Below are 26578 nucleotides of genomic sequence, written 5' to 3'. Positions count from 1 at the left end.
AAATGCTGGAAAGGGAGTAGGTTTAGTTTGCCCTACATCAAGGAATATGAGTAATTTTGGCGCAACTTTGTTTGATTGGGCACATGCACCTCTGGAGGAACTGCGAGAAAAACTATTGGATTTGTTCTGTGAGGTGGCCTATCGCGAAGGAGATTTTTTGCTGTCGTCGGGGCAACGGAGCACGTATTACATCAACGGCAAGCAAGTGACGCTGCATCCTCAAGGTGGGTTGGGCGTTGGGCGAATGTTGTTAACGCTTGTGCCAGAAGATGCGATCGCAGTGGCGGGTTTAACCCTAGGAGCCGATCCGCTCGTTACCGCAGCAAGTGTTGTGGCGGCTTATGAGGCGCGATCGCTCACCGCCCTGATTGTTCGCAAAGAGGCGAAGGGGCATGGCACCCAGGTCTATATCGAAGGTCCAACCTTACCAGGGGGAAGCCCAGTCGTGGTGTTAGAAGACGTTGTAACAACGGGACAGTCGGCAATGAAAGCAGTCGATCGATTGCGTGAGGCAGGTTATCAGGTGGATCAGGTGATTTCTCTGGTAGATCGACAGCAAGGCGGCGCAGAATTTTATCAGCAGCAGGGTTTAAAGTTTCAGGCAGTGTTTACGATCGACGATGTGCAGCAGCGCTATCAGCAGCGACTAGCGCACGGTGCGACTTCCTAGCTGCTGAGGGGATGTCAGTCTGGTGCTCAAGATCACTGCTCTTGGGTCAACGACTCTAGCCTTGCCTCTGATGGGATCGGTAGAGGTGCGGTAATTGCGAGCAGAGAGGGTCGTATTATCGCGCTCGATTCTGTATCATAGAGGAACAATATAAAGATTTGTGACAACTATGAGTGTCGATTTAGAAAAGATTTCCTCTCAGTTAGAGAGTGACAGCACCCGCGATCGCATGGTTGCGCTTGCCAATTTGCGGGAAGCAACGGCTGAAGATGCTGTGCCGCTGATCAAAAAAGTCTTGAATGATGAGAGTTTACAAATTCGCTCTATGGCAGTGTTTGCCCTCGGCATCAAGCAAACTGACGAATGTTACGATCTTTTAATTGACATTTTGATCAACGAAAAAGATTACGGAATCCGGGCAGATGCGGCAGGGGCATTGGGCTATCTCGAAGATGGGAGAGCGTTTCAGCCGTTGGTGAGAGCATTTTACGAAGATACAGATTGGTTGGTGCGCTTTAGTGCGGCGGTGGCGTTGGGCAATCTCAAAGATCCACGGGCGCGGGATGTGCTGGTGCAGGCGTTAGACAGCGAGGAAATTGTGGTGCAACAAGCTGCGATCGCGGCTCTCGGTGAAATTAAAGCCGTCGATGCGGTGGATCAAATTCTCCGCTTTGCCCAATCAGAAGATTGGTTAGTGCGTCAGCGCTTGGCAGAAGCGTTGGGACATTTGCCTAGCGAAAAGAGTATTTCTGCACTGAAATACTTGGAAAAAGATAACAATAGCAACGTGGCGCAATCGGCGATGATTTCGTTAAAGAAATTGGCAGGGTAGAGGCAATGCGATCGCAGATCGGGCTGGATTTTAGCGCAGATGATCAAATCAATGAAACCAGATTGATTTGAGCATCTGCTCGTTATTAGACTTACTACCCATTTTGATGGAGCGATCGCAAAACTTGAACCCATCCAACCTAGTGGTCTGTCAAGATTAAATGAAATGAGGGACTAGGAGGAGAGGGGGAACCTAGTAATTGGAACCCTCCACCCATCCACTCATCCACTCAACGTTGACAATCTACTAGACCCATCAAATGTTGATGCTGTTGGGAATCAGTGCCGGATGCAAGTAGGGATAGTCAACCTGTGTGGTTGCCTTTCGATGGGCATTTCGCTGATCGATGATGGTTCCAATCTGAGCTAATTCGGTCTGAAAAATGTGCAGCACCTTGCGATCGCACGGATTCGCAAACCCAATCGTCTCAGAACTTCCCAACCGGCTCCACCGAATTCCACTCAGCGCAAAGGCAAGTTCCATCTGCCCTAACTCTTTCTCAGCCGAGGGCAGCAGGGCTTCTAACGAGGCAGGCACATCAGGGTGGGTGTAAGCTGCAAGCGGAGAATTGGGCACAAAGCCAAAATAATCAAACTGGCTGAAGTTGACCGCCGCATGCTGGGCGCTACAGGTGAAGATAATTTGCGTTGCCACCTCGATCACCTGTTGCACTGTTGTAAAACGCCCAGGATGAGCAGCCGTCGGAAAATCAGGCACGCGAGGGTAGGCAGGCAACTCTACGGCAAGCCCCGTTTTCGCCACAATCTCTGGGGGCAGCCAATCCGGAGCTTGAGCAAATTCTTGCGGCGATCGTTGAGCCAGCGGCAACCCCAATTCTGCCGCCCACGCTTGCAAATCGGCATCCTGCTGAACGTCGGCATCGGTTCGATAATATTGCTGCACATAGTTAGTAACATAGCGATGGATGGCGTCCCAAAGCAGTTGAGCATCGTCGCGGTAGGGATAATCTGCTAAAAATTCGGGTTCGACCCCTCGCCGAGACAGATCGGTGGGCAACCCATGGCTAGCGAACGATGTAGCGCGATAGGACTGGTTGATAATCGACAGAGAAACCTCTCGTGTTGGAGCCATCAAGTTATCGATCGCGGCTCCTTCTCCCAGCAAAATTGCATTTCCACGGGTATTAATTGCCAACAAAAACTTGAAATGAGGACGCAACAATCGATGGAGAGCATGAGCCGATGGCAGGCGGCGCGGCGTTGCGATCGCGAAGGCTTCCATTGCCAAATGGGTGAATCCCAAATGCGTAATTAACTCGTGCTGCGTGATGTCGGCAACTTGCACATACAACTTTGCTCGCATCCAATCATCGGCATCGTTCGGTGTGTAAACTTTGCCCCCTGGCTCAACTTGAATAAAGAGGGGTTCTAGCCCCTGGTTAGTATTGTAGAAAAAGGCTTTTGGGCTACCCACATAACGCCCAATTTGTAGGGCTTCTGGCGCAAGATTTAAGAACGGATAATCGATCATGAACAGCCGATTTTGTGCTGCTGCGTCAGCGATCTCGATCGTTTCGCCATTAGCTAATGTATGAGCCGGTCGGAGTCCTTCAAGCTGCGATCGCGCTTGCACCCGGCAAATTTGAATCGGGTTTGGACCTGCCACCCGCTGCCGCGCAAACTCGCGATCGCTTAGCCCACCATCGCGCTCATAGATTGCCGCAACGGCTGGGCGGGCGCTATGCTTCAGAGCTTGGCGATGCCAATCGCTCTTTTCTAATGCTTGATAGAAAAGCAGCCTTTGCTGCTCAAGGTTGGCATTTCCTGCGGCTGCATTTCTTGCTGCAACTAACGCCCCTCCCATCACTCGTCTGAGCCGCACAAATTCTGAGCTAAATTGCTCTCCAGGCGGCAGCGTAAAATTGAACAGATTAGACTGAAAAAACTCTAAATCAACCAAAATAGTAGTTAGTTTTAGCCACGTTTCTTCAGCGTTTTTTCCAAGTTCTCCAAAGGCTTTTAGTGCTTCTAAAATAGGAGATGGAAGCTGAGCCTGATGTATTAAATCCTCTCCAATTTCATCGAGAATATAACGCAACATTCCCTCAGTTCCTCGATACGGAAAAATGCGAGAGGGGCCACCTTCTGGGTTTAGAGCGTTTGGGTCGTAGCGATAGAGGCTTTGTTGAGAATAGAGAGATTGATCAGACATAGCTTATATCCCGCCAGTTGCGATTGTTATAAAAGCTGCTGAGACAGCTATAAAAGCGGTTCAATACTCTGAATATCTTCACCGTCTATCTAAACGATTCCGAAGCCCGTTTTTCTAATCAGGAAAACTTCATAAAACAGAAAACTAACCATAGCTGTCGCTAGGTAGCTTAGGACATTGGAGAAGAGGGAATGTGGGGGCTGCGCCCCCAGCCAGGAGTTCTACCCCTGCACCCCGTCCTAACCAAGAAGGCTATATGGCTATATCCATAAAAAAAGGGGATGAACGTGTCATCCCCCAAATCCTAATTCAAATGGTTGAATCAATGCTATGAGCCTGACGCCGCCTCGTCTTTCGGTACTTCAGAATTCTCGCCAGCCGCCTTGGCTTGAGCACGCTCTTCGCGCTTCTTGCGATCGCTCACCAACACATCCGCCATCATCGCCTGCACCTGCACCATTTTTTCGAGGTTGCTGCGATACAGTTCCAAGTCTTTCTGAACTTTATCGTCCGGCAAGTTTAGTGCTTGGCAAATTTGGTTTAGGGCAGCGACGCGCTGCGACTCATCTTTTACAAGGTCAGCATCTGCGGTTTCTAGAACGGTAAATAAGCCGATCGCAAACAGCCGACTGTACTTAAACTTGGGGCGACCGGCAATATCTTGCAACGCCTGGCGGAACGGGGCAAGCTCAGAAACACTCTCAGATTTTTCTGGCAACAGCACGGTATCCCAAGACCAGCGCGATGCCACCGATAAGAGTTGCTGAGCATCTCGCAAATAGGTCTCTGGGTCGCTTTCGATCGAGCGGCACAGGGCATTAAAAATGGATGGCTTATCTTGATCGGGGCGATATCCCTGCATGAAGCGATCGTAGGACGTGACAACGCCCAAAGCATAAATTGGGTCGTAGCGAAAGTCCACATTGACGGCGAGCAAGTGCATTTCTACCATCAATTCCTCAACCACCCGACGATAGATAGAATTGACCGGGCGGGTGTGGAGGTTATAGAACGCTCGCTTGGTATCTGAGACGGTGCGGACTGTGTTCACAATTCGTTGGGTGAGCTACGTTACTTTATTGTGTCACAAAGCGGCATGAATAAGGAATCAGACAAGCCTGCTTGGGCTGAATGGCGCATCGCTAAATTGTGGCGAACCTACGGCTGAACCCTCATCACCACTAAAGTCATGTCATCAGCATGGATGTTGCCAACCCCGATAAATTGATGAACGCGATCAAACAAATGCTTCAAAATCAGTTGCGGGTCGTCGTATTGCAGGCATGCCCACCGAAACGCACGGCTTAAATTTTCTTCATCAAATCGCTGACCATGCTGATTTGCGGCATCTGTAAAGCCATCGGTATAGTACATCACAGTATCACCGGGATGAAGCTGCACGGTGGCATCCTGGTATTGGGTTTCGGCATCTAGCCCGATCAGCATTCCGAGGGTGTCCAATCGGTTAATCGTGTCGGTTGAGGCTTGCCACAAGAGGGGCGGGTTGTGAGCCGCATTGCTATACGACAAAATGCGCGTTTGCGGGTCATACTCAGAATAAAATAGGGTGACAAATCGATTGGAGTTCTCTAAATCGGCATACATCACCTGATTGAGATGCTGCAAAATTCGTGCTGGGGAATGCCCGTTTAGCACTTCTGCCCGCAGCATTCCTCGGGTCATGGTCATGATCAAGCCAGCCGGAACGCCCTTCCCCATCACATCGCCGATCGTTACACTCCATCGTGCCGTAGAGCTATCGCTGTGCGGGTGTCCTCGCCCATAATCAACCGGAATAAAGTCATAATAGTCGCCGCCAACTCGGTTTGCTGTTTTACATAGGGCAGCTAGTTCGATGCCTTGAATGGTGGGGCATTGGCGAGGCAGCAAGCGCAGTTGGATATCTGCCCCAATTTCTAGCTCCCGATCGAGGCGCTCTTTTTTGCGAAGTTCGACTGTGAGTTCATCGTTTTCGATCGCAACGGCGGTTTGATCGGCAATCAGCCGTACGAGTTTTTGTCGAGTCTCTGTCCATTCGTAATCTGGGTCGCGGCTAAACACATACAGCCGTCCTCGTTCACTATTTTTAATCAGAATTCCGGTTCCAAAAATTTGAATTTCGGTGCCTAAATGGCGAGCCACCTGCGTATCGAGCATGGTCACCACCTGCGACGATCGCGCCAAAGCTTCTCCGGGCGGCAACCCACTCAACGAAGCCGTCATCTGACGAGTTGCCGTTTCTAACGCCTTACGGACATCTTGCCCCCAAGGCATATCCTGGCAGTGCAAGCGCTCTAGCTTAACCTGCCCATTGGGACGAAACAAAATTAAAGCACCGCCGTCTGCATCTGTAACCCGGCTTGCCATCAGAGGAATTAGCTCTAGAAACTGATTGAGATTGCTAAAACTGCGTAGGGCAAATCCTAAAGAACTCAACAAGTCTTGAATTTTGTGTTGCTCTCGGTTAAGGCGCGACACGAGTTCTTTGAGCGCAAACACGGGGGTAGCGTCGGATGAGCCTGATACGTCGTCGTTGCGATCGGGCGGTTGAGCGGGCTGTCTTGGAAGAGGCACAGCAGTCATTCGGTTCGGTGAATTTAGAGAACACAGTATAGCGAAACACGCGAGAGAGTTGTCTTCTATGAGCTAGGCGCAACACTCTGTTGTAGCCATCAATCTTAGCGAAAGAGTGACAAATCGTGTTATCGAGCGGGAGAAATGGTGAAGGTGACTTTTATCACTCATTTTCATGAGTCAGATCTTGATAAGCGTCAGAACACGTCGATTGGGCGAGAGACTGCCCTAAGGGACACAAGCGCAAGTTCTAAAGCAGACGTTATGCAAGCTCTGAGCGGTTCCTCTGGGGCTGCACTTCGCGCTAGCTGCGCGTGTGAGAAACCCCAGACTAAGCTAATACCAATGAGCGGTGAGCAAGCCAGAAGACCTCCTCTTCAATCCATGATCTCTATTGCTGAACTGATCTCGGTATATTCTACGAGCATTGAGCAATTTTGAGCGAATTAATGGTTACAGAGTTCCCGATGGTAGGAAAATTATCTCTTCGTTAGAAAAGTCTGATTAGCCGCTGATCAAGGCTTCAACAAACTCGTAGCTTGAAAAAGGTCTCAAATCTTCGATGCCTTCTCCTGCACCAATAAAGCGAATTGGTAAACCAAGCTCTTCGACCACTGCTAGAGCAATGCCGCCTTTAGCCGTGCCATCTAGCTTCGTAAGGACGACGCCGCTTAGCTGTGCGGCTTCTGCAAAGACTTGTGCCTGTCGCAGCCCATTTTGCCCTAGGGTGGCATCTAGAACAAGCAGAGATTCTACGGTGGCAGTGCCTGCTTTTTTGTCAATAATCCGACGAATTTTATTGAGTTCGTCCATCAGATTTTTCTTATTTTGCAGCCGTCCGGCGGTATCGATTAGCAACAGTTCTGTGTTGCGAGATTGAGCCGCCGCGATCGCATCAAACACGACGGCTGCCGGATCAGTGTTTTGCCCAGGATTGGCGATCACGTCAACATCGCTGCGCTGCCCCCACACCTTGACCTGCTCAACTGCGGCGGCGCGGAAGGTGTCGGCGGCTGCGATCAAGCAGCGATAGCCTGACTTCTGGGCAATATGAGCAAGCTTGCCGATGGTTGTGGTTTTTCCGGCTCCATTCACCCCGGTAATCAGCCAGATATTCAGCATTTCTTTCTCTGGCGCAAAGAAAACGCTATGCGACCCTTGTAAGGGGCGATCGAGGAGTTCGCGCAGAATTTTTTTGAGATAAGCGATCGCTTGCTCTGGGGGCAGGGTTTCTTCTCGCAATTGCTTCTGCAATGCCTGAATCACTTTATCGGTTGCGTCTACGCCAGCGTCGGCTTGCAGCAACAGCGACTCAATTTCGAGAACGGCATCTTCGTTAAGCGGACCTTGACCGACGATCGCCTTAAGCTGGTTGACAAGGCTCCGACGGGTTTTATCTAAGCCTTGGCGCAGGCGCTTGAGCCAGGTAATCTCTTCGAGGGTAATGTCTTGAGCACGGCGTCCCATCGCGGAAAGGACTTCGGTTGACCACAAGAAGCCCTCATCAAGGGTTAGCGGCAGATCAGAGGGCGATTCAGCGATCGCAGCGACGGGTTCAGGTTCAGGCTCTTCCTCGATCGCGGTGGCTTTGAGACGCTCTAGGCGGGCGGCTCTCTCTTCGGCCTCAGCTTGAATCCACAGGGGCAAGGGCGCGGCGGCAGGAACGGAAGATTCGTCGGTTTCGACAACGGCTTCTTCGGGAGGTGCCTCGGAAGGGGAGAGGGCGATCGCGGGTTCTGGGGTTTCACTCACAGGCTCAGACGGTTGCTCGATTTCGTCTGGCTCTACTTCATCCGATACCTCATCTGAAGTTGCCGCTTCGGGAGACGCGATCGGCGCGGCTTCTTGCTGCTGACGCTGTTTGATCGCTTCTAAGGCAATTTTGGCACGTGCGATCGCGGCTTGGTTTGCCGATTCTGTCTCGTCCGCCCCTTCAGGCTGCTCTGACGGCGAAGGTTGGGCGTCTGGTTGAGTCGCTTCAGACGCTTGTTCTGCTTCCGTCTTCGGTTGATTGAAACGATTAAACCAATTGAACGCCATCGCAAATACCAGAGATAGTTAGAACAAGCTTTCGAGGTGAGGATTAAAGAGGACAGCAGAATCAGGACAATCCTATTCTCTCACTCCTGCCTTAAGGTGTTCGGTCACTTTTCGCAGTACCCCATTAATGAATCGGTGCCCATCATCGCCACTGTAGCGCTTTGCCATCTCGATCGCTTCGTTGATCGCCACTTTATCCGGAATGCCGAGGAACATCATTTCGGTAACGGCAATACGGAGAATGTCTTGATCGATCGCCGCTAAGCGGTCTAATTGCCAATCAATCAGCGCTTTGTTGAGAACTGCATCAACTTGTGGGCGCTCTTCTTGCAGGCGAGTGATGATCTCAAGCGCGTAAGCACGCACATCCGTTTGGTTGGCGAGTTGGATAAATTCTGGAATCTCGATCGCGCCCCCCAACCGGTTGATCGCGGTTTCAGTGAGCGCGATCGCGTCTGCTACCATGCGCCGTGCAGTGTCGGTTGTGCTGGCGCGCGTTTCACTGGTAAGGAGATAGCTATTGCCACGCTGAAGTTCTGCTGCTGCCGCCTCCAAGGTGTCACGGGCTTCGGTTGCCAAAGTGCGAACGGCTGCCACAACCAGATCTTGAAGTTTCTGCGTGCCTAGTCGCTCTGGGGCGCTCGGCAACTGGCTGATACTGAGGAGGGCAAGTTCGCGGGAAATTCGACGGGCTTGCATAGCGGCTGATCGCCTCGATTCAAGTTAGCTCGCTTATCTTAGCAAGTTTAGGGACGGGAGCTAGACAGATTCTTCTTCAATAATCATAGGTTTGCGGGTCGCCTCGACCAACGGTTCTAAAAGGCGCTTTTGCTTGGGTGGGGCGGGGGCTACAAAGGCGCTAGAGTCGGGGCTGACAATGCCACCAGAAATGATCACCTTAAAAGCATCTTCGATCGGCATCGATAGCGTAATCACGTCGGCTTCGGGCACGATCGTATACCAGCCAGTGGTCGGGTTTGGGGTAGTGGGGATGAACACGCTCAGCATATCGCTAGGAAAATGAGACTGAACTTCAGCCCCGATCGCACCCGTAACAAATCCGATCGACCAAATGCCTTGGCGAGGATACTCCACCAGAACAACCCGGCGAAACTTTCCGTTTGTGTCTCGCAAAAGGGTTTCTAGAAGCTGCTTCAGCGTCTTATAAACCGCACCTGCTAAGGGAATCGCCTGAAGAAGCCGTTCGCCAAACTCCAGCAGCCAGCGTCCAGCGATGTTGCGTGCCATCAATCCGATAAACAAGATCGACAACAGCGGCACAGCCAAGCCGACAGTGAAGTTTAGGACGCTGACGAGGATTGGATTTAAGCCATCGAAGGGGCTGATTTGTTTCGGAACTCGCGTCAAAAATTCGATCACCCAAGTCGCGATCGTATAGGTCAACCAGATCGTCGTGGCTAGAGGAATGACGACCAACAGACCTGCAATCAGGTCGTTTTTTAGATCTTGTTTGAGACGTTGAATCACAGACAGCCTACTCTCCATCTGGCTACAACCGTAAAATGCTTTACTCGTGGTCTTAGATTAATGGGGTCTTAGATTAATCGCGATCGTAAACAATAATTTGGGTTTATGGCATTGAAATATAAAAGGATCAGATCTTAGTTAGGCAGAATCTTGGTTAGACAGAATCTTGGTTAGACTGGTTGCCTGGGCTGTTTAGATCACTGTTCAAGCAATTGATCCCCTTGCCTCTATCCTACTTGTAAAACTTGTAAAGGAATGTTGCAAGCTAAATTTTAAGGGTTAGGGTTGGGTTTCCGGCATTAATCCGGCATCAACTAGGATAAGATTTCCTTTATTTAATCATTGATCCCCAGCCGAACATATCCGAGAATGATCGTCGCTCTCGGTTAACCTTTATACAGTCATGTCGAGTTCAGTGCCGCTAGAGGGAGGCAGACGCTTCGTTGGATGGCATCTCGCCTAGCTGGGGCGGTTGGATTGGCAGATGCTGCATCTCCCAAACTTTTAGCAATATCAGATACTCATAAAACGCCTGCAACATGCACCAGGTAAACCCTGCGCGCCCATCAAGCCACCCGCCCAAAAAGAAATACATATAAACAAATCGAATCAACGGACGAAACGGAAGACGCAGCGAGAGATCTTTCAGCGCGCGCCGACGTTCGACTTCTGATTCACCCAAAAACAGCGCCTTCCATGCCACCCTGCCTGTAGCGAGTTGTCGAAGTGTTTCGATCGCTTCGTTGGTGGAATATCGATTATGTTTTTCAATCCAACGGCTCATGCCTTTGCCACAGGTGTAGTGAGGATAAGTTTCTTTAATAAACCCCGTAGTGCCATTGATAACTTCTCGTTCGGTATGCCCATAGTCGGTAAACCACACCTTATCTTTGCGGAACAGCCGAAGCTGATAGCGAGGATATTGCGTGCTGTGGCGAATCCAATGCCCCATGAAGATGACGCGCTCGGCAACGTAGTAAGCGTCATGGTGAGGATGCTGGATCAGATCGAGGCATTCTTGAAACAGTTCCGGGGTCATGCGCTCATCGGCTTCGAGGATATACACCCAGTCATGGCTGACTGGAACCGATTGCAGCATCCAAGTTCTCTGCTTGCCGTGGCTCTCAAACTCGTGTTGAACAATGCGGACAGGATAGCCCTTGGCTATGTCAATCGTGCGATCGCTACTCAGCGAATCTACCACCACCACATCATCAGAGAGCAGTGCCGACTCGATGCAGCCTGCGATATCAATTTCTTCGTTGTGGGTCAGAATATAAATTGAAAACATAAGCAGCACAAATGAGGGATGCAGGCGGCAACGCTGCGGCAGAACAGATTACCTGCAAGGGATGAGAGCGATAGACCAACCCCTCGCTTCCCCAGTCCATTCCTCTAGATGCCCCTGATGTTCATCCCTCGTTCTGGTTTAGCGCAGCGTTGCTTTCCGGCGTCCACCTAGAATACCCATTTCGCGCAAGCCCTTTAGGCTGATGATGCCATAGCCCAAAGAGAGCAACAAACTGCTGATGCCAACGCGCACCCCGGTTTTCCAGAAATCGCCTTTGGCTTGATTTTCGAGTTGTTGTTTGCGATCGCGAATTTCAATCAGTTTTTGATTGCGAAAATCTTTGGCACGACCTTCGATCGCGTTGGGATCAGCCTTGAGGGCTTGCAGTTCTTTTAGCGCTTGTTGAGCTTGCGTTTGCTGGTTGCCCTGGAGTTGACCGCTATTGATCGCGTCGTTGAGTTGCTTGATCTGGTCATCGAGTTGTTTGATCTGAGCCGGATCTTTGAGTGCTGCCTGGATTTGACCTTGGCGTTGCTGCACCTGGGTATCGAGTTGACCTTCGGCAGTCGTTGCTTCTTCAGCAATCCGTTTGAGGGCTTGGTCAGATACTTGGCGGGTGTTGTTGAGATGGAGCGGAAAAGCAATCAGAAACAGCACACTGAGCAGCCCAGCGAGGAGCAGCGTCCAAAAGCGGATGGTGGTCGCGGGAGATTCGCGATCGCGCAGGGCTAGCGAGCCACTCTCAAGGAACGAGCCGGCAAACAAGAAGGCAAGCCCGACCATGGGAATAATGCCGCGATCGACGATTTGCGTAACCACTTGCGCGAACCAGGCTTTGTCTGAAAAGTTAGGAGGAATCAGCAGTGCAAAGTAGTCAATCAGCGATGACACAATCAAAATTATGCCGACTAACTTGAGAATTGAAGGGGCTGAAGGAAGGGAATTACTAGCTTTCATCCGACTTTAAACGTGGGTGACACTTCAAGGGGGCTAATGAATAAGACGTGATAGATCGTTTCACCGATCCTATTCAGAGTTCCGCAGATGAATGAAAAAATGCTAATCAAAATCTGAAAAACGGGTTGGATTTTCCAGCGAAGGCAGCAAAAAATTCTTTGGAAACTTGGCTATTTTACATGAATTGTCTGAAACCCATCTAAACAAAGTAAAAAACAACACGAGTAGCGCCCTTACTCCTCTGTCTTCCATTGAGGGTAGCACTCAACCGGAAAAATATAGCGACGTTGAAGAAATGGCAATGATTGAGCAAGCATAGAGGCGTAGAGGGCTGCCCTGTCCTGGGAAACGCTAAGGCTGAAGGAGGAGAGGGGTGGAGGAGTGAGGGGGTAGAGGGAGAAGTTACCCATCCCCCATGATTTCAACGTTGACAGATAACTAGGCAGAGACCTGCACTTTCTGCGACCCCGACAGGTTAAAGGCGTTGTGAATCGTTTGCAGGGCAATCACGCCCTGATCTTCGGCTACAACGCAACTCACTTTAATTTCAGAGGTTGCAATCATCTGAATGTTGATGCCTTGTTTAAATAGTGCATCAAACATGCGAGCCGCAATTCCAGGTTGCCCGACCATATTAGACCCAACGATGCTCACCTTTGCGATCGCGCCATCCACCACAATCTCGCCGCATCCAAACTCAGCCGCAACGCTTTCTAGGGTTGACCGGGCGGCTTCACTGTCCATTTGTGCAACAGTAAATGCAATATCGCGCGTCATCCTGCCATTTACCACACGACAGCGCTGAGATTGAATGATCATATCAACGCTAATGTTGCGCTCGGCGAGCCGTTGAAAAATTTTGGCTGCCATGCCAGGGCGATCGGGCACATGGCGCACGGCAACGCGAGCTTGCTTCAGGTCAAGCGCCACCCCCCGAACTGGCTCAGCATCGGCAGGCGCAAAGGAAGCCGACTCTTGAGCGCGATAACCAGACTGGTTGATATCAAACGCCTGGCAGAGAACCGCGATGGCGCGATCGCAATCAGCTTGCTCAATAACACAACTGACTTTGACTTCCGAGGTCGAAATCATTTGGATGTTGATTCCGGCGTCTGCCAAGGTAGAGAACATTTTGGCAGCAACCCCCGGACGCCCAATCATACCCGCCCCAGCGATCGTGACTTTAGCGATTTTTTGCTCAATCATCACATCCGGTGCGGCTTCGGTGCTGGGAGGTTGACCGGCGGTGAGGGCAGGAATAATAGCGCTAGAAACCGCTTCAGCCCGTGACAGCGATTTTTTAACCACGGTAAATGCGATGTCGTTGGTGTTGCCTTCGTGAATGGATTGGATAATCAAATCAACATCCAAACGCTGGGAGGCGATTTCACCAAAGAGCTTTGCAGCCACACCAGGGCAATCAGGAACCCGGAGCAGCGCCACTTTAGCTTGGTCGGTATCAAACTCAACCGCATCGACCGGGCGAGCAATTTCTAACCCTTCGAGCGATCGCGTTTGGGGCAAGGGTGACGTTACCCACGTTCCGGGGTCGCTTGTCCAACTCGATCGCACCACCAGCGGAACGCCGTAGTTTCGAGCAATTTCCACAGCGCGAGGATGCAGCACCTTTGCCCCCAAACTGGCAAGCTCCAGCATTTCATCGCAGGTAATTTCGCTCATGAGCCGAGCATCTTCGACTAAGCGAGGATCAGCCGTCAAAATTCCGGGAACGTCGGTGTAGATTTCACAGAAGTCTGCTTTGAGAGCCGCTGCCAAAGCCACCGCAGAGGTATCAGAGCCGCCCCGTCCCAAGGTTGTGATTTCCAAATCTGCGGCACTGCTGACCCCCTGAAACCCGGCAACTACGAGAACCTCGCCATTCTGCAAGTGGCGTTTCATCCGATCGGTCGCAATATTTAAAATGCGAGCGCGAGTGTGGTAGGTTTCGGTGAGAATTCCCACCTGTGCACCTGTGAGGGAGATAGCAGGCTGTCCAACTTCTTGCAGCGCCATGCTGAGCAGCGCGATCGAGACTTGTTCTCCAGTGGAAAGCAGCATATCCATCTCTCGCTGGCTGGGATTCGCGGAAATATCGGTTGCCAGTTTGACTAAGCCATCCGTGGTTTTGCCCATCGCCGAAACCACCACGACAACTGAGTTTCCAGCCTCGACAGTGTGCTTTACTCGTTGAGCAACAGTCTGAATCCGTTCGACTGTGCCAACCGAGGTTCCCCCGTATTTCTGAACAATGAGCGCCATGACTGAATAATTCCCCACTACCGAAGGTTTCAGCCTCCGAAGCTCGCGTTATTTCAAGGGTTTGATTGTATCGCGCTTGGGATGCTGAAGTACATACACTTCTTCAATCATACTGATAAGCCCGTGTTGCAGAACTTGATCTAAGGCAGATTAGACCTGTTTTCTCAGAATTTGCGCCGCTGACTCTACGGGCAACGACGGGCGATCGCGTTTTTTTAAACAAGTTTTGTAGACAAAAAAGCCTGAAGATTTTGAAAGACCTTCAGGCTCGGCTTGCGAAATAATCTGAGTTACCCCAAAAGAACGGGGCTTGCAACTTACATCAGACCAAGCTGCGAAAGAATGCCCTTGCCTGTCATCAATTCGGTCAGAAACCCGATTGCCAAGCCAAGCATTGCCAAGCGACCGTTCAAAATTTCGGCAAACGGTGTAAACCCAACTTTGTCTTCTTGCGTATCCATGGTTGCATCTCCTACATATCGGCTTCTTAACAGAATGTAACATTACTTAATAGAAATTGGCAAGTCGCGGTTTTCTAGAGGATGCGTTCTAGTGGGCTGTCAAGGTGGAAGTGAGGGGCTAGGAGGGGATGGGTGGAGAGTGGATGGGTGGCTGGGTCGGGAAGGAATCTAGCCCATCGACTCATCCCCCCATTTACCCATCGACTCAACGTTGACAATTAGATGCAGAGTTTCGGAATTACCGTCTACGCCACCACAAAATCCCAGATGTGAGGAAGCCAAACAGGGGTACGATCGCGAGTGCCATAAGTGCCAAGATAGTCGCCTGCTCAGTGTTCAGCGTGATGCGGCGGTTTTTAATATCCTTGGGACGAAGGGACAAAGGCTGTTGACCTTCCTGACTGAGCCAATTTACCGAATTGAGAAATACATCTCCATTGAGTTGTTGCTCAAAGTAGCTGTCTGCAACAAAGCTAGAATTGCCTAACACAACCAAGCGTGACTCTTTAGAAGACGGGCTAGGAGACGGACTGGCAGATATCGAAGGCGATGGGGACGGGCTTGGAGAGGCTAAAGCCGACCCATCGGGAGAGGGGCTAGGAGATGACCCTTCGACAGGGGAAGGCGACAGACTTGGTGAGGGAGCCGGAGGAGAATTTAGCGATCGCGTCAGAGCAACGCCAATGGTTAACGGTCCTGGGCGATCGCCGCCATCTAGTTTCAAGGGTTGCTCTTTGAGATTGCTTTCTGCCCAGCTATTGGGATCAGTCAGCAGCAGCGGCGTATTCTGCACCCCCGCTACAGGATTGATATCTAAAGGTCGGGCAAGCGGATAGAACGAATAGCCATTACCAAACTCTTTGGTGATCGGGTGAGCGCCATATTGGGTAACAATCAAGCCTGCCGGGCCAACACCCAACACCTGTTGTTGCGGCGCATTAATGGCAACGCGATCGTCAAGTTTAACGCCCCACTCACCCAACAACGATTCCAACCCTGACTTGATCGCCGGATCAACGGCAACAAAAAGGTTTCCGCCTCGATTGAGGTAGTCTTGTAGCGCCTTAACTTCTGCCTCCAACACCGGGCGCGTCGGACCAACAACCAGCACGACTGCCGCATCGGTGGGCACAGTTCCGGCTTGGGCTAAGTTTAGCGGCTCACTAATAAAGCTTTTGTCGCCCAACGCTCTGACCGCCGTTGAAATTGCCCTGTCTCCAGGCTGCAACGATTTCTCACCGTGCCCTTGCAAAAAGTAGACTTTGATCTGTTGATCGTTGCCAATTTGCAAAAGCCCATTGGTAACTTGGCTTTCCGATAGTCGCCTTTGAGATCCAATATTTTGCACAAATTGTTTACGCTGCTGGGCTGGCAATTCTAGATACACATCTCGGCTATCCCCGCTATTTTTAATCTCAAATTCTTTTGCTAAACCGGGATTGGCTTCGGGATCAACAAACTCAAATTTGAATTGCTGATTTTGGCGCTGATAGTTTTCTAACAATTGACGATCTTGGGGGTTTTGTTGATTGTCAAACACCCAAAGTTTTGTCTCTTGATTTAACGCGCTGACCACTTGCTTAGATTCGGGCGATAGGGTGAAAAGTCCGCCTTCGGTGAGATCGATGCGGGTGGAGTGGCGAACTGCCAGAAAATTGAGCAGTCCTAGGATCACAACTACTGCGATCGTACTCACCACTGCATTTGTGCTTGCCTGAGTTGAGCGGCGTTTCCAAAAGTTGGGTTGCAGGGTTGCATCTCCCCGTCCGAGAAACACCAACCACAGCACGAAAATAACAACTCCGGCAATGATCAAGCTTAAAGGAACGGTTCCCCAAACACCAGAGACAATACCTGCCACAACACCCATGATCACAAAAAGGGGAGCAAGCCAAAACAAATATTTTAGAAATTGAAACCGGGGTTTAAACGTTTTCATAATAAGCAGAGAATGCGGATCTGTTTGGGAAAAGAAACAAATTTGGATTAGGAGCGTTGGAAGCGTAGTGCGTCGATCGATTGTGCGGTGAGAAACACACCCAACACAATGTAACTTGCAAACAAAACAAGACTGCCCGTATCGACAACGCCCTGTACAAGATTGGTGTAATGTTTGAGCAGAGATAGATGCCCGATTGCATCTGCCAATCCACCGGTGAAATTTCTAGCGATCAGATCAATAACCCATAGCGCTAATACCAGAGCAAATGTAAAAATAGCTGCCAATATGGTGCTATCGGTCAAGGAAGAGATAAACATTCCCAATGATAAAACAGCGGCTGCGAGTAATATAAGTCCAGCATGACCGAGTAACAAAACGCTGGGCTGCACCGCAGGGTTTACGTTCGCAAGCGCGATCGCTTCGTAGACCAAAATCGGAAGAGACATGGTGATAAAAAAGGTCACGACGCCGAGAAGCTTACCGATCGCAACTGACCAATTGGTTAAAGGCGAGGTTGCCAACAGTTCTAAGGTGCCGCGTTTGCGCTCTTCGGCGTACAATCCCATCGAGAGGATGGGCAACACAAACAGCGACAGCGAACCCACAACCCCTAACACGGCCCGAATGAATTCATAGGGGATATCAAGCGGGGGAACCGGTGCGCCTGCCTGAGCTTGAGCATCATAAAAAGCGGCTTGCTGCACAATGCCTTCGAGGGTTGCCCAAAACAGAAAGCCAGAGATCAGCCAAAAAATTGCCGCGATCGCATACGCCAACGGTGACGCAAAATAGCTCGATAACTCTCGCCGATAGATCGCCAAAATGTTTGCTAAAACGGTTCTCATTTATTCTGCATCCTCTGTCGATTCGGGTATTTGGGAGGGGGTTGACGAAGGCGCGGTTTCTTCGGAGTTGACGTTTGCGCTGGCTGAAGCGGGGATCTCGGTTTCTACCGTTTCAGATTCTGTGGGGTCTACCGGTTTTTCTTCGGTTGTAAGTTCTAGAAACACATCTTCTAGACTGGCTTGGACGCGGCGCATTTCGTAAAGTTTTACCCCATTTTGGACGAGGGCAACCGCGATCGCATGTCCGGGTTCGGTATTCGATTCTGCCACAACGCGAACTTTAATTCGATGTTCCGGCATGTTCTCAATCCGCATCTCTTCAACGTATTTCACGCCTTTAACTCGCTTGAGGCATTGTTGAATCGCGAGGGAGTTGCCTGCGATCTCCAGTTCGTACCCTGAACCGCCCACCAACTGTTCCATCAACGATTCGGGGGTGTTGGTGGCAACGACGCGACCGCGATTGATAATGGCGATGCGATCGCAGGTCATGCTGACTTCGGGCAAGATGTGCGTCGAGAGAATAACCGTGTGATCGTTAGCGAGTTGTTTGATCAAGTTCCGCACGTCGATGATCTGTCTGGGATCGAGTCCGACGGTGGGTTCATCAAGAATAATCACAGGCGGATCGTGAACAATCGCTTGGGCAATGCCAACCCGTTGCCGAAAGCCTTTAGAAAGCTTGCGAATCAAAGTTTTTCGTTTTTCGAGTAGGTTACATTTTTGCAGGGCAAGGGTGATTCTAGAGGCGCGATCGCCAGCACTGACACCTTTAATTTGGGCCACAAAATTCAAAAATCCTTCGACCGTCATTTCGGGATACAACGGCGGCGTTTCTGGCAAATATCCGATCCGTTGCCGCACTTGCATCGAGTGTTCATGCACCTCAAATCCTGCGACTTTTGCCGTTCCTTGACTGGCGGGCAAATAGCCGGATAAGATTCGCATGGTGGTGGTTTTCCCGGCTCCGTTAGGTCCAAGAAAGCCGAGAATTTCGCCCGGTGCGACTGAGAATGTGACATCCTCGATCGCAGGGGTAGAACCGTAGATTTTGCTGAGATGCTCAACTTCGATCATGAGAGGAGAAACGAATTTAGGGCGTGCAGTCGGTAGAGTAACAAAATTTGGGATGAACTGCTACTCAATTGACGCAAACCGATATCTTTTGCTCCGAAGTTCGCTATGCGATCGCTCTTTCGTTTTCCAGGTTGGGGCGCGCACAGCTTTGCTGAGCCAAAGGCAACGCTTTTTAAGACACTTTCATTTAAGGACTAATATCAGTCCTTGTCAAGCATGGGATTAGCGCGGCTCCGAATCCGAGAATTAGCTCAGGCGAGAGGTTGGACAATCAAAGAAGTTTCTGAGCGCTCAGGAGTAAATTACAGCACGCTGAAGACTTATGCTCGTTCTCCTGGAATCGCAACGGCTGATATCACAGCGTTAATTAAGTTGACGCGGGCGTTTGAAGTATCGATCGAGGATTTGGTCGAAGTGATCGAGGAGTAGCACGGTTAGAATGACGTTACTGCTAAATGTTCAAGGGCGATCGATAAATCAAGATTTGGTTTAACCCAGGCTGAACCAAAGTGAGCAAAACTAATAACAGAGCAAGCGAAATCAATATTAGCCTTCTCGTTTATGATAAACGTTTAAGCAAAATCAATATTCCTTTGAGCATTTATTATATTTGAGTAAGCAAAATCAATATCAGCCTTCTCATTCATAATAAACATTTAAGCAAAATCAATATTCCTTTAAGCGTTTCTTATAAATGAATACATGTTTATTAATTACGCTTTCACAATTTCAACAAACGCTGGAAGAAGCCGTTCGGGAACGAAATTGCTAAATCTGCCTGGATTGAAACTGCAAAACTATCAGGTAAACCAATTCCTGAACCTAAATACCGCCCTGCAATTTATCAACTCCGCTAGAGAGCAGAACCCGATTTTGATATTGATCGCAGATCACAAATTAGCTTGAAGCACTCGTGTAAAACCGGAGAGCGAATCGCCAAAACCAATGTGCTACAAATAGAAGCGCGATCGCAAGTAATCCGGCAGCTATTGTTCCTGCAATTCCCGATCGACCTAACAACGTTTCTGCTGGCGTGGTGGTCAGAAAGGCAACCGGAACCACAAACGTAAAAAAGAATCGATAGGCAGTTGGATAGGCTGCCATCGGAAAGCGCCCTGCTTCTAACAATCCACGTAATACTTCGGTCACGTTGTAGATTTTGACAAACCAAATGCTAGTTGCGCCCAACATAAACCACAGACTATAAAGAATCGCCAATCCAAATACCAAAGGCACGATGCTGACGATATAGGCAACCGGATCAATTCCAAGTTTGATGCCGGCATAAACAATGGTAGCTGTCCCAAAAAAGATGTCAGGCACCCCCCACGGAGACACGGTATGCGCCGAGAGCCAGAATTGAGAGCTAATCGGTTTTAACAACACAAAATCGAGCGTCCCTTCTTGCACATGACGGACAATCCGATTGAGGTTTGGAGCCAAAAAGGTACTGGAAAATCCTTCTAGCAGCGTGAAGATACCCACGACGATCAGGGCTTCTTCCCATCGCCACCCTGGAAAACTGGAGCCAGTTTGGTAGAACAAAAATAAGCCAAACAAACTGCCTGCCAGTCCGCCTAAGCTCGTGAACGCTGCGATCGCAAAGTTGATCCGATACTCTAATTCAGCCGCGATCGCAGTAGACCAAAAGATTCGCAAAATTTTGAAATAGCGACCCATCTCAAGCACCCATCCCCGAATACTGTTTTAACCCTCTGCGCCACAGCCAGCGATTTAGCGCAAAAAATCCAGCACACCACGCCAGCATCACCAAAAACCCTTGAATCAGATTCACAGGCAACCCAACCAAGATACTCGCTGGAAAATTAATCAAGTAGGGAAATGGGGTAAACAAAGCGATCGTTCTGACGGTTTGGGGAAACACGACAAGGGGTGCGATCGCGCCAGAGAGAAACAAATAAAACAGAAACCAAAACTCTTGCAGCGAGCTTGCCCGTTCTGTCCAAAAGGCAACCATTGCCAATGTATATTGAATCAAGAAATTCAGCGCAAACGCAAGACCTGCGGCTAGAAAAAATAATGCGATCGTAGCAATATTAGGAACAAAAATTGCAGTAGGATACAACACAAAAAATAAAACAATTAATAGAATCGCAAAAGGAATTCTAGCGAGACGTTCTGAAACGTGAGAAAAAACGTGATGCCAGACTGGATCAATCGGTTGCAGCAATCGAAACGACAACTTACCTTCCAATACTTCTCGCTCAAACTCCCAAATCACCCATACAACCGTTAACTGCCTAACTAGAAACACAGCAAGAAAGTAACGCGCAAACTCTACAGGAGATAGCCCAAAATCGCTGCGTTGAGCGGCTTGTGTCCACACGCCCATGAGAATGATCGGCAGCGAACCCGACAACACCCACAGCAACAGTTCTGCGCGATATTCCACCATGTAGGCGTAATACACCGTCGCAAACGTTTTCATGATTCTTAGAACCCGCTTCATCCTGCCACCGTTCCTGCTTGAAAGAGTTGCCCGATTACTTCTTCGATCGGCGGATCGCTCACCGTCAAATCGACCACTTGCAGATCAGCTAGAATTTTAGCGATCGCACCTGTTAACCCTTCTTGCTGCACTAAAAATCGCGCGGATTGTTTTTCAACGTCCTGAAGGTCACCGTAAACGCTTAATTCGTGGGCTGAATACGGACGGGCAAATTCTACTTTCACCTCGCGGCACGGCGAGAAGCGATCGACCAATCGATCTAAACTGCCGTCGTAAATTAGCTGTCCTTGATGAATCATCAGCACCCGCTTACACAACGCCGTGATGTCTGCCATGTAGTGGCTTGTTAGCAGCACTGTCGCCCCATAACGCTGATTGTATTCTCGCAAAAACTCTCGCACGGCAACCTGAGCATTCACATCCAACCCCAGCGTCGGTTCATCAAGAAATAATACGTTCGGCTCGTGTAACAGGGCGGCTAATAATTCGGCTTTCATCCGCTCACCGAGAGACAACTTGCGGACAGGCTGAGTCAGTTTTCCTTGCAGAGATAGCATTTCAGAAAGCTCACCAACACGATGATTGAGGGCGCGATCGCTGATGCCATACACTGCCCCATTGATTTTAAACGAATCCAACGCAGGCAAATCCCAGATGAGTTGCTGCTTTTGCCCCATCACCAGCGTCACTTTACTGAGAAACGTCGATCGCCGTTGAAAGGGAATGTGCCCTGCAACCTCTACTCGCCCAGACGTTGGATGAATCAACCCTGTAAGCATTTTCAGAGCCGTTGTCTTTCCGGCTCCATTCGCCCCCAAAAAGCCAACAACCTCTCCAGATTCAATCTGAAACGACACATCTTGTACCGCTTTTACTTGTCGATAAGTGCGCTTAAAGAAGTGAGTTAGCGTCCCTTTAAATCCAGCTTCTTTAACGGCAACAGGATAGATCTTGCTGAGATGATCGACAACAATAGTAGACATACAGGCAGATCAGAAAAATGAATAATGAATTAACGGAAACGAAGATACAGAATGTAACAAGCGTCAGTCCATCATAGAAGATTTTTTTGTGGTTAACAGTTTCAATGATTTGCAGCCATATTTTAATGGAGCAAAGGAAAAGATCCCTTGCTCCAAAAATGCGCGTTCCCAACTCTAGAAGATACAACAGCGATCGCACTCTCAACATCTATCTAGAGGAACTCTCGCGAATCGGCAGAAGGGTTACGTCTTCTGCTCATAGTACTCGCTGATATGCTCATAGACATGCTCAGGGAAGGTCAAATCCCGATAGACATTGCACGCATCCGGATCATCTGAGTGAGGACAAATTACAAAATCTTGTTTGCTCTGCCATTCTAAGATGCGATCGCGCTTCGGCGGATTGTAATCTTTGCCTTGCACCTGTTGATACATCGCCTTCGCTTCGCCTTCACTAAAATCCGAATCTTTCTGTAAATACTCAATCAATTCTTTTTCAGATATGAAGTGCCGTGCAATCATGGCAAACACAAGCCGTCCATAATGTCCGATGTCTTCGCCTGCCTCTAGCGCGTCTAGAAGATGCGCCATCATGTCGCTTTTACGGAGATCTTCAACAGCCATAATTCCATTTTGTTTAATATCACTCTACCCGTTGTAGATTTTGTAATCAGAAATGCCGTCTACCGAAAGGGGGCTATCTAAATCCTCTTGAAATCGTAAGCAGATAATGCGTTGAGAATAGACATCGCGATAAAACTTTATCCTAGATCAAACTTGATGAGAATTAATCGTAATACTACTACAATTTTATGAGTCATTTGTTTTACACAACTGTGCAAAGGATGACAAACCGAGCGATCGCATTTTGCCGATGATCAATGCACCTTCTAATGACTGCCCTTTCTCCTTAAATTCGCCTGATGACTCTAAACCGACCTTCCATTTGGCATCTTCTCTGGCAGATGATCCGCTACGCCCAATCGCTATACTGGACAGATACAATTCTCTGGCTCTTCATTGCCGGACTGCCCGCCCTACCCGGACTGGCTATTCGCGAATTTTTCAACACGCTAACCAATAAATCCTCATTTACCCTGTCACCCTGGGCATGGATTGCTTTACTTCTGGCAATCGGAGTAGCTCGGATTGTTGCCATTTTCACTGGGCGAATCACCAAAACCCAACATCGCTTTACGATGAGTGCGTTGATTCGTCGCAACTTGTTAGCAAAATTGTTCAATCGCCCTGGTGCTGAGCCACTAACAACCTCTGGCAAACAAAATTTCCCCCTTTCCCCTGGTGAAGTCATCAGTTTCTTTCGTGAGGATGCAACTCAGATTGAAGACACTGTTGTGGGTACAAATGAAATCTTAGGTGAGGGCATCTTTGCCCTTGGTTCGCTGCTGTTGCTGTTCAGTGTAAATGCCACCATCACCCTGTTTGTGTTTTTGCCTCTGGTGCTGATCGCTGCCCTAATTCACCGCGTTGCCGATCGCATTAAACGCTATCGCCGCGCCAGCCGTCAGGCAACTCAGCAGGTAACAGGTCTGGTGGGGGAAATGTTTACTGCTGTGCAAGCAATTCAAGTTGCTGGGGCAGAACAAACGGTGTTAGCCCACTTTCGCCGCCTGTGCGATCGCCGTCAGCAGATGATGGTGCAAGACCAATTGCTCACAGCAATTTTAGAATCTAGCTTTGAAAATTTAGTCAGCCTTGGTACTGGAGCAATTCTGCTGTTCGCGGCGCAATCGATGCGCTCGACTGTCGGCACGCTCACGGTCGGAGATTTTGCTTTATTTGTTTATTACTTGTCTTACGTCACCTATTTTCTTAGCTTCCTGGGTGGCTTTTTGGCGCTCACTAAACAAAGCGAGGTATCTTTTGAACGAATGGAAGGGTTGATTGAGTGCGACGCGCCCGCCCTTGTTGCTCACCATCCGCTTTATTTACCAACGATCGCAGGGCGAAACCCTCAGTTACCCACAACTCACCCCACTCAACCCCATCAAAATCGTGCGTTTGCAGAACAAGATGACCGCCTTCAAGAGCTAACTGCTCTGAATTTGACCTACCACTACCCTGGTACAAATCAAGGTATCACCGATGTGTCGCTCCAGATTCAACGCGGCAGTTTTACGGTAATCACAGGACAAGTTGGGGCTGGCAAATCTACTCTGCTGCGAGTGCTAATGGGTCTTTTACCCCTGCAAGTGGGAGAACTTTATTGGAATGGTCAAGCGATCGCTTATCCCACTCAGTTTTTTGCGCCGCCTCGCAGTGCCTATACGCCTCAAGTGCCGCAACTGTTTAGCCATACCTTACGAGAAAATATTTTGTTAGGTCTAGCCAAAAATGATACGGAGTTAAAGCAAGCGATCGCTCTAGCAACCTTTGATCAAGACCTTGCCGCTATGCCCGATGGACTCGACACCCTAATTGGTTCTAAAGGAATGCGCCTCTCTGGTGGGCAACTCCAACGCGCCGCCGCCGCCCGAATGTTCCTTCGCCAACCAGAACTGCTCGTTTTCGATGACCTTTCCAGTGCCCTCGATGTTGAAACTGAACAAACGCTGTGGTCACGGCTTTTTGATTTGGGTTCATCTGCTCACTCCTGGGTTCCCACTTGCCTTGTCGTTTCCCACCGTCGCGCTGTTCTGCAACGTGCTGATCGCATCATCCTACTCAACAATGGCAGAGTTGAACTGGAAGGAAAGTTTGAGGATTTGCCATCGGTGTATGTGAGATGAGAAGGAGCAAATCTCTCTTCTTGACATCCTTCGGCAATAGATGAGATATTTTTCAATTGCTTAATACGGCTCTTGTAGAGTGTCTCTCAACCTAGGTAGGGCGATCGCTATGACGTTAATTCTCTCACATCAAGATTGGGAAGAACTGTGGGAAGCCGACGCTTCCAGCACTAAAATAACTGGTAGTGCTCAAGATGTAATGATAGAGGAGTAGAGTTTCTTGGTGTTCTCCTGCCATGCTTGCCTGCCCCATTTGTGCGTCTTCCGATACGGTCAAGAATGGTTGCATCCACACCGGTAAACAACGGTTCAAATGCCATGACTGCGGACGACAGTTTGTCGAACAACCGACTCAAAAAGTGATCGACCAAGCCACACGGGAACTAATTGACCGATTGCTCCTAGAACGTATCTCTCTGGCTGGAATTGCCCGTGCCGCCCAAGTGTCTCAACAGTGGTTACAAACCTATGGGAATGAGAAATACGCAAAGGTGCCTCGCCAAGTGCCGGTGACCCCTAAAAAAAGGGGAGACTAACGAGGCAATGTGACGAGTTGTGGTCATTCGTAGACAACCAAGGCAATCAGCAGTGGGTCTGGTTAGCCCTTGATGCAGCTACTCGTGAGATTGTGGGAGTTTACATTGGAGATCGCAACGAAACGGCGGCACGCAAATTATGGGAATCCTTGCCCCCTGTCTACCGTCAATGTGCAATTGCTTACACTGACTTCTGGGCAGCTTATGCAGCAGTCTTTCCAAGCAAACGGCATCGGGCGGTGGGCAAAGAAACCGGAAAAACTAGCTACATTGAGCGATTCAACAACACCTTGAGGCAACGAGTGTCTCGCTTAGTCCGAAAAACCTTGTCGTTCTCGAAGTCCTTAGAGAATCATATTGGTGCCATTTGGTATTTCATCCATCACTACAACACATCATTACTTGTGTAGCACTACCGAAAATTCAACAAGTTCAACAGTATAAGGTTCAGGGCTTCCCCATTTTTTCTTGGAAAGCTCTTCAACCTGATTGAGTAGGTATAGCTGCATCGGGGCAGCCTTTTTGTAATAGGGATTATCAACTTCATGTACACCGAGGCATTCTAGATCATTAGGTTTGAGACGGTACTCACTTAGTGCTCGCGTTTTAGTTATGTATCGATACTTGTCTTGGTGATGGCGCTGACAATCGGCACACAAATATGTACCAAGAATAGGGTGCTTGCGAAGGGTGCCTTTACCGCACTCAGAGCAGGGAGGTTTTGCCTTTGTTGCCATTGTTAAAGATCAATAAGCTGTTCTGCGTCGATTTTAGATTCGATTAGACCCAGTGCGCGATCCTTCGGAGCTTGGCAACGCCAATCGCTAGAAATAAAACACAAGTAGAACCCAAGCTTCCATCGGTGTCGATCGCGGTTTTGTTGCAGCAACGAGAGGTTTCGTCGCAATTAAACCAGAGTTGATCGGAACAAAACCTGATCTTGTCCGCGCGATCGCAGCCTCCATCGCAACAAAACCTGCTTTCATTGCAACCAAACCTGCTTCTGTCAGGACAAACACAGGTTTTATTCGGACAAAACCTGGTTTTATTCGGGCAAACACAGGTTTTGTCGCGACATTGTTACTTCTTGTCCGTTCCTTCACATAGCGCTTTCCCTATATTGAAACGGTAAAGCATCCCAGTACAACCCCTGAAAAATCTTTGCTCCGGAGATCGCGGGTTCTGCGGTTTACCAAAATCCTCTCATAGAAGTTAGACCGCCCAATCGGTA

General features: G+C 49.4%; 23 protein-coding genes. 5 read left to right on the top strand and 18 right to left on the bottom strand.

Annotation, left to right across the window (positions count from 1 at the left end; genetic code table 11):
* The first annotated feature begins 46 nt into the window (after positions 1–46).
* Both pyrE and GS601_RS19170 read left to right on the top strand, forming a co-directional pair.
* On the top strand, positions 47–670 hold the full coding sequence (pyrE, locus tag GS601_RS19175) for an orotate phosphoribosyltransferase (RefSeq protein WP_162424906.1): 624 nt from the start codon (positions 47–49) through the stop codon (positions 668–670).
* A 169-nt stretch (positions 671–839) separates the two neighbouring features.
* Positions 840–1502: a HEAT repeat domain-containing protein gene (locus GS601_RS19170; RefSeq protein ID WP_162424905.1), complete on the top strand. Its 663-nt coding sequence runs from the start codon at positions 840–842 to the stop codon at positions 1500–1502.
* A 255-nt stretch (positions 1503–1757) separates the two neighbouring features.
* Here the strand turns inward: GS601_RS19170 and GS601_RS19165 are convergent, their stop codons facing one another.
* The 13 genes from GS601_RS19165 to GS601_RS19105 all read right to left on the bottom strand — a co-directional run bounded on the left by GS601_RS19165 (position 1758) and on the right by GS601_RS19105 (position 18608).
* Positions 1758–3674 (bottom strand): lipoxygenase family protein, encoded by a 1917-nt coding sequence (locus GS601_RS19165; protein WP_162424904.1) that lies wholly within the window; start codon positions 3672–3674, stop codon positions 1758–1760.
* Positions 3675–4002: 328 nt separating this feature from the next.
* Entirely contained in the window at positions 4003–4725 is a 723-nt protein-coding gene (psb29, locus tag GS601_RS19160; protein WP_162424903.1) for a photosystem II biogenesis protein Psp29, read from the bottom strand.
* Positions 4726–4832: 107 nt separating this feature from the next.
* Positions 4833–6257 carry a PP2C family protein-serine/threonine phosphatase gene (locus GS601_RS19155; RefSeq protein WP_162424902.1) on the bottom strand — a complete coding sequence of 475 codons (1425 nt, stop codon included), beginning with the start codon at positions 6255–6257 and terminating at the stop codon, positions 4833–4835.
* A 495-nt stretch (positions 6258–6752) separates the two neighbouring features.
* Positions 6753–8288, bottom strand: a complete 1536-nt coding sequence (gene ftsY, locus GS601_RS19150; protein WP_162424901.1) for a signal recognition particle-docking protein FtsY — start codon at positions 8286–8288, stop codon at positions 6753–6755.
* Between the two features lie 72 nt (positions 8289–8360).
* Positions 8361–8987 carry a transcription antitermination factor NusB gene (gene nusB / locus GS601_RS19145; RefSeq protein WP_162424900.1) on the bottom strand — a complete coding sequence of 209 codons (627 nt, stop codon included), beginning with the start codon at positions 8985–8987 and terminating at the stop codon, positions 8361–8363.
* Between the two features lie 60 nt (positions 8988–9047).
* Positions 9048–9776, bottom strand: coding sequence for a DUF502 domain-containing protein (locus tag GS601_RS19140; protein ID WP_338017079.1), 729 nt, complete (start codon positions 9774–9776; stop codon positions 9048–9050).
* Between the two features lie 421 nt (positions 9777–10197).
* Positions 10198–11067 (bottom strand): glycosyltransferase family 2 protein, encoded by an 870-nt coding sequence (locus GS601_RS19135; RefSeq protein ID WP_162424898.1) that lies wholly within the window; start codon positions 11065–11067, stop codon positions 10198–10200.
* A gap of 138 nt (positions 11068–11205) precedes the next feature.
* On the bottom strand, positions 11206–12024 hold the full coding sequence (locus tag GS601_RS19130; protein WP_202925215.1) for an HpsJ family protein: 819 nt from the start codon (positions 12022–12024) through the stop codon (positions 11206–11208).
* Between the two features lie 438 nt (positions 12025–12462).
* Entirely contained in the window at positions 12463–14283 is a 1821-nt protein-coding gene (locus GS601_RS19125) for an aspartate kinase (protein ID WP_162424897.1), read from the bottom strand.
* 317 nt (positions 14284–14600) lie between these two features.
* Complete coding sequence (locus GS601_RS19120) at positions 14601–14744, bottom strand: high light inducible protein (protein WP_162424896.1); 144 nt, start codon at positions 14742–14744, stop codon at positions 14601–14603.
* A 238-nt stretch (positions 14745–14982) separates the two neighbouring features.
* Positions 14983–16683: a GldG family protein gene (locus GS601_RS19115; RefSeq protein ID WP_162424895.1), complete on the bottom strand. Its 1701-nt coding sequence runs from the start codon at positions 16681–16683 to the stop codon at positions 14983–14985.
* Positions 16684–16730: 47 nt separating this feature from the next.
* Positions 16731–17531 carry an ABC transporter permease gene (locus tag GS601_RS19110; protein WP_162424894.1) on the bottom strand — a complete coding sequence of 267 codons (801 nt, stop codon included), beginning with the start codon at positions 17529–17531 and terminating at the stop codon, positions 16731–16733.
* The gene (locus GS601_RS19105) at positions 17532–18608 is read right to left on the bottom strand and encodes an ABC transporter ATP-binding protein (RefSeq protein ID WP_162424893.1); all 1077 of its coding nucleotides are present in this window, start codon (positions 18606–18608) and stop codon (positions 17532–17534) included.
* 216 nt (positions 18609–18824) lie between these two features.
* On the opposite strand from GS601_RS19105, the gene GS601_RS19100 reads away from it, so the two are divergent.
* On the top strand, positions 18825–19037 hold the full coding sequence (locus tag GS601_RS19100; protein ID WP_162424892.1) for a helix-turn-helix domain-containing protein: 213 nt from the start codon (positions 18825–18827) through the stop codon (positions 19035–19037).
* Positions 19038–19505: 468 nt separating this feature from the next.
* On the opposite strand, the gene GS601_RS19095 is transcribed toward GS601_RS19100, so the two are convergent.
* The 4 genes from GS601_RS19095 to GS601_RS19080 all read right to left on the bottom strand — a co-directional run bounded on the left by GS601_RS19095 (position 19506) and on the right by GS601_RS19080 (position 22685).
* Positions 19506–20288: an ABC transporter permease gene (locus GS601_RS19095; RefSeq protein ID WP_162424891.1), complete on the bottom strand. Its 783-nt coding sequence runs from the start codon at positions 20286–20288 to the stop codon at positions 19506–19508.
* 1 nt (position 20289) lies between these two features.
* Entirely contained in the window at positions 20290–21057 is a 768-nt protein-coding gene (locus tag GS601_RS19090) for an ABC transporter permease (RefSeq protein ID WP_238393377.1), read from the bottom strand.
* A 17-nt stretch (positions 21058–21074) separates the two neighbouring features.
* The gene (locus GS601_RS19085) at positions 21075–22061 is read right to left on the bottom strand and encodes an ABC transporter ATP-binding protein (RefSeq protein ID WP_162424889.1); all 987 of its coding nucleotides are present in this window, start codon (positions 22059–22061) and stop codon (positions 21075–21077) included.
* A 243-nt stretch (positions 22062–22304) separates the two neighbouring features.
* Positions 22305–22685 carry a hypothetical protein gene (locus GS601_RS19080; RefSeq protein WP_162424888.1) on the bottom strand — a complete coding sequence of 127 codons (381 nt, stop codon included), beginning with the start codon at positions 22683–22685 and terminating at the stop codon, positions 22305–22307.
* 299 nt (positions 22686–22984) lie between these two features.
* On the opposite strand from GS601_RS19080, the gene GS601_RS19075 reads away from it, so the two are divergent.
* Together GS601_RS19075 and GS601_RS19070 are read left to right on the top strand one after the other, a co-directional pair.
* Positions 22985–24811: an ABC transporter ATP-binding protein gene (locus tag GS601_RS19075; protein ID WP_162424887.1), complete on the top strand. Its 1827-nt coding sequence runs from the start codon at positions 22985–22987 to the stop codon at positions 24809–24811.
* A gap of 236 nt (positions 24812–25047) precedes the next feature.
* A protein-coding gene (locus GS601_RS19070; protein ID WP_420800314.1) for an IS1 family transposase occupies positions 25048–25757 on the top strand; the annotation gives its coding sequence in 2 pieces (ribosomal slippage) (positions 25048–25342 and positions 25342–25757; 711 coding nt in all).
* Positions 25758–26171: 414 nt separating this feature from the next.
* Here the strand turns inward: GS601_RS19070 and GS601_RS19060 are convergent.
* Positions 26172–26366 (bottom strand): hypothetical protein, encoded by a 195-nt coding sequence (locus GS601_RS19060; protein WP_162424885.1) that lies wholly within the window; start codon positions 26364–26366, stop codon positions 26172–26174.
* Positions 26367–26578: the final 212 nt, after the last annotated feature.

Origin of the sequence: Myxacorys almedinensis A (assembly GCF_010091945.1) — a bacterium.
Taxonomy (GTDB): Bacteria; Cyanobacteriota; Cyanobacteriia; order Leptolyngbyales; family Leptolyngbyaceae; genus Myxacorys; species Myxacorys almedinensis.
The sequence above is the reverse complement of the archived record's forward strand: the minus strand, read 5'-3'. Positions and strand labels throughout refer to the sequence as shown.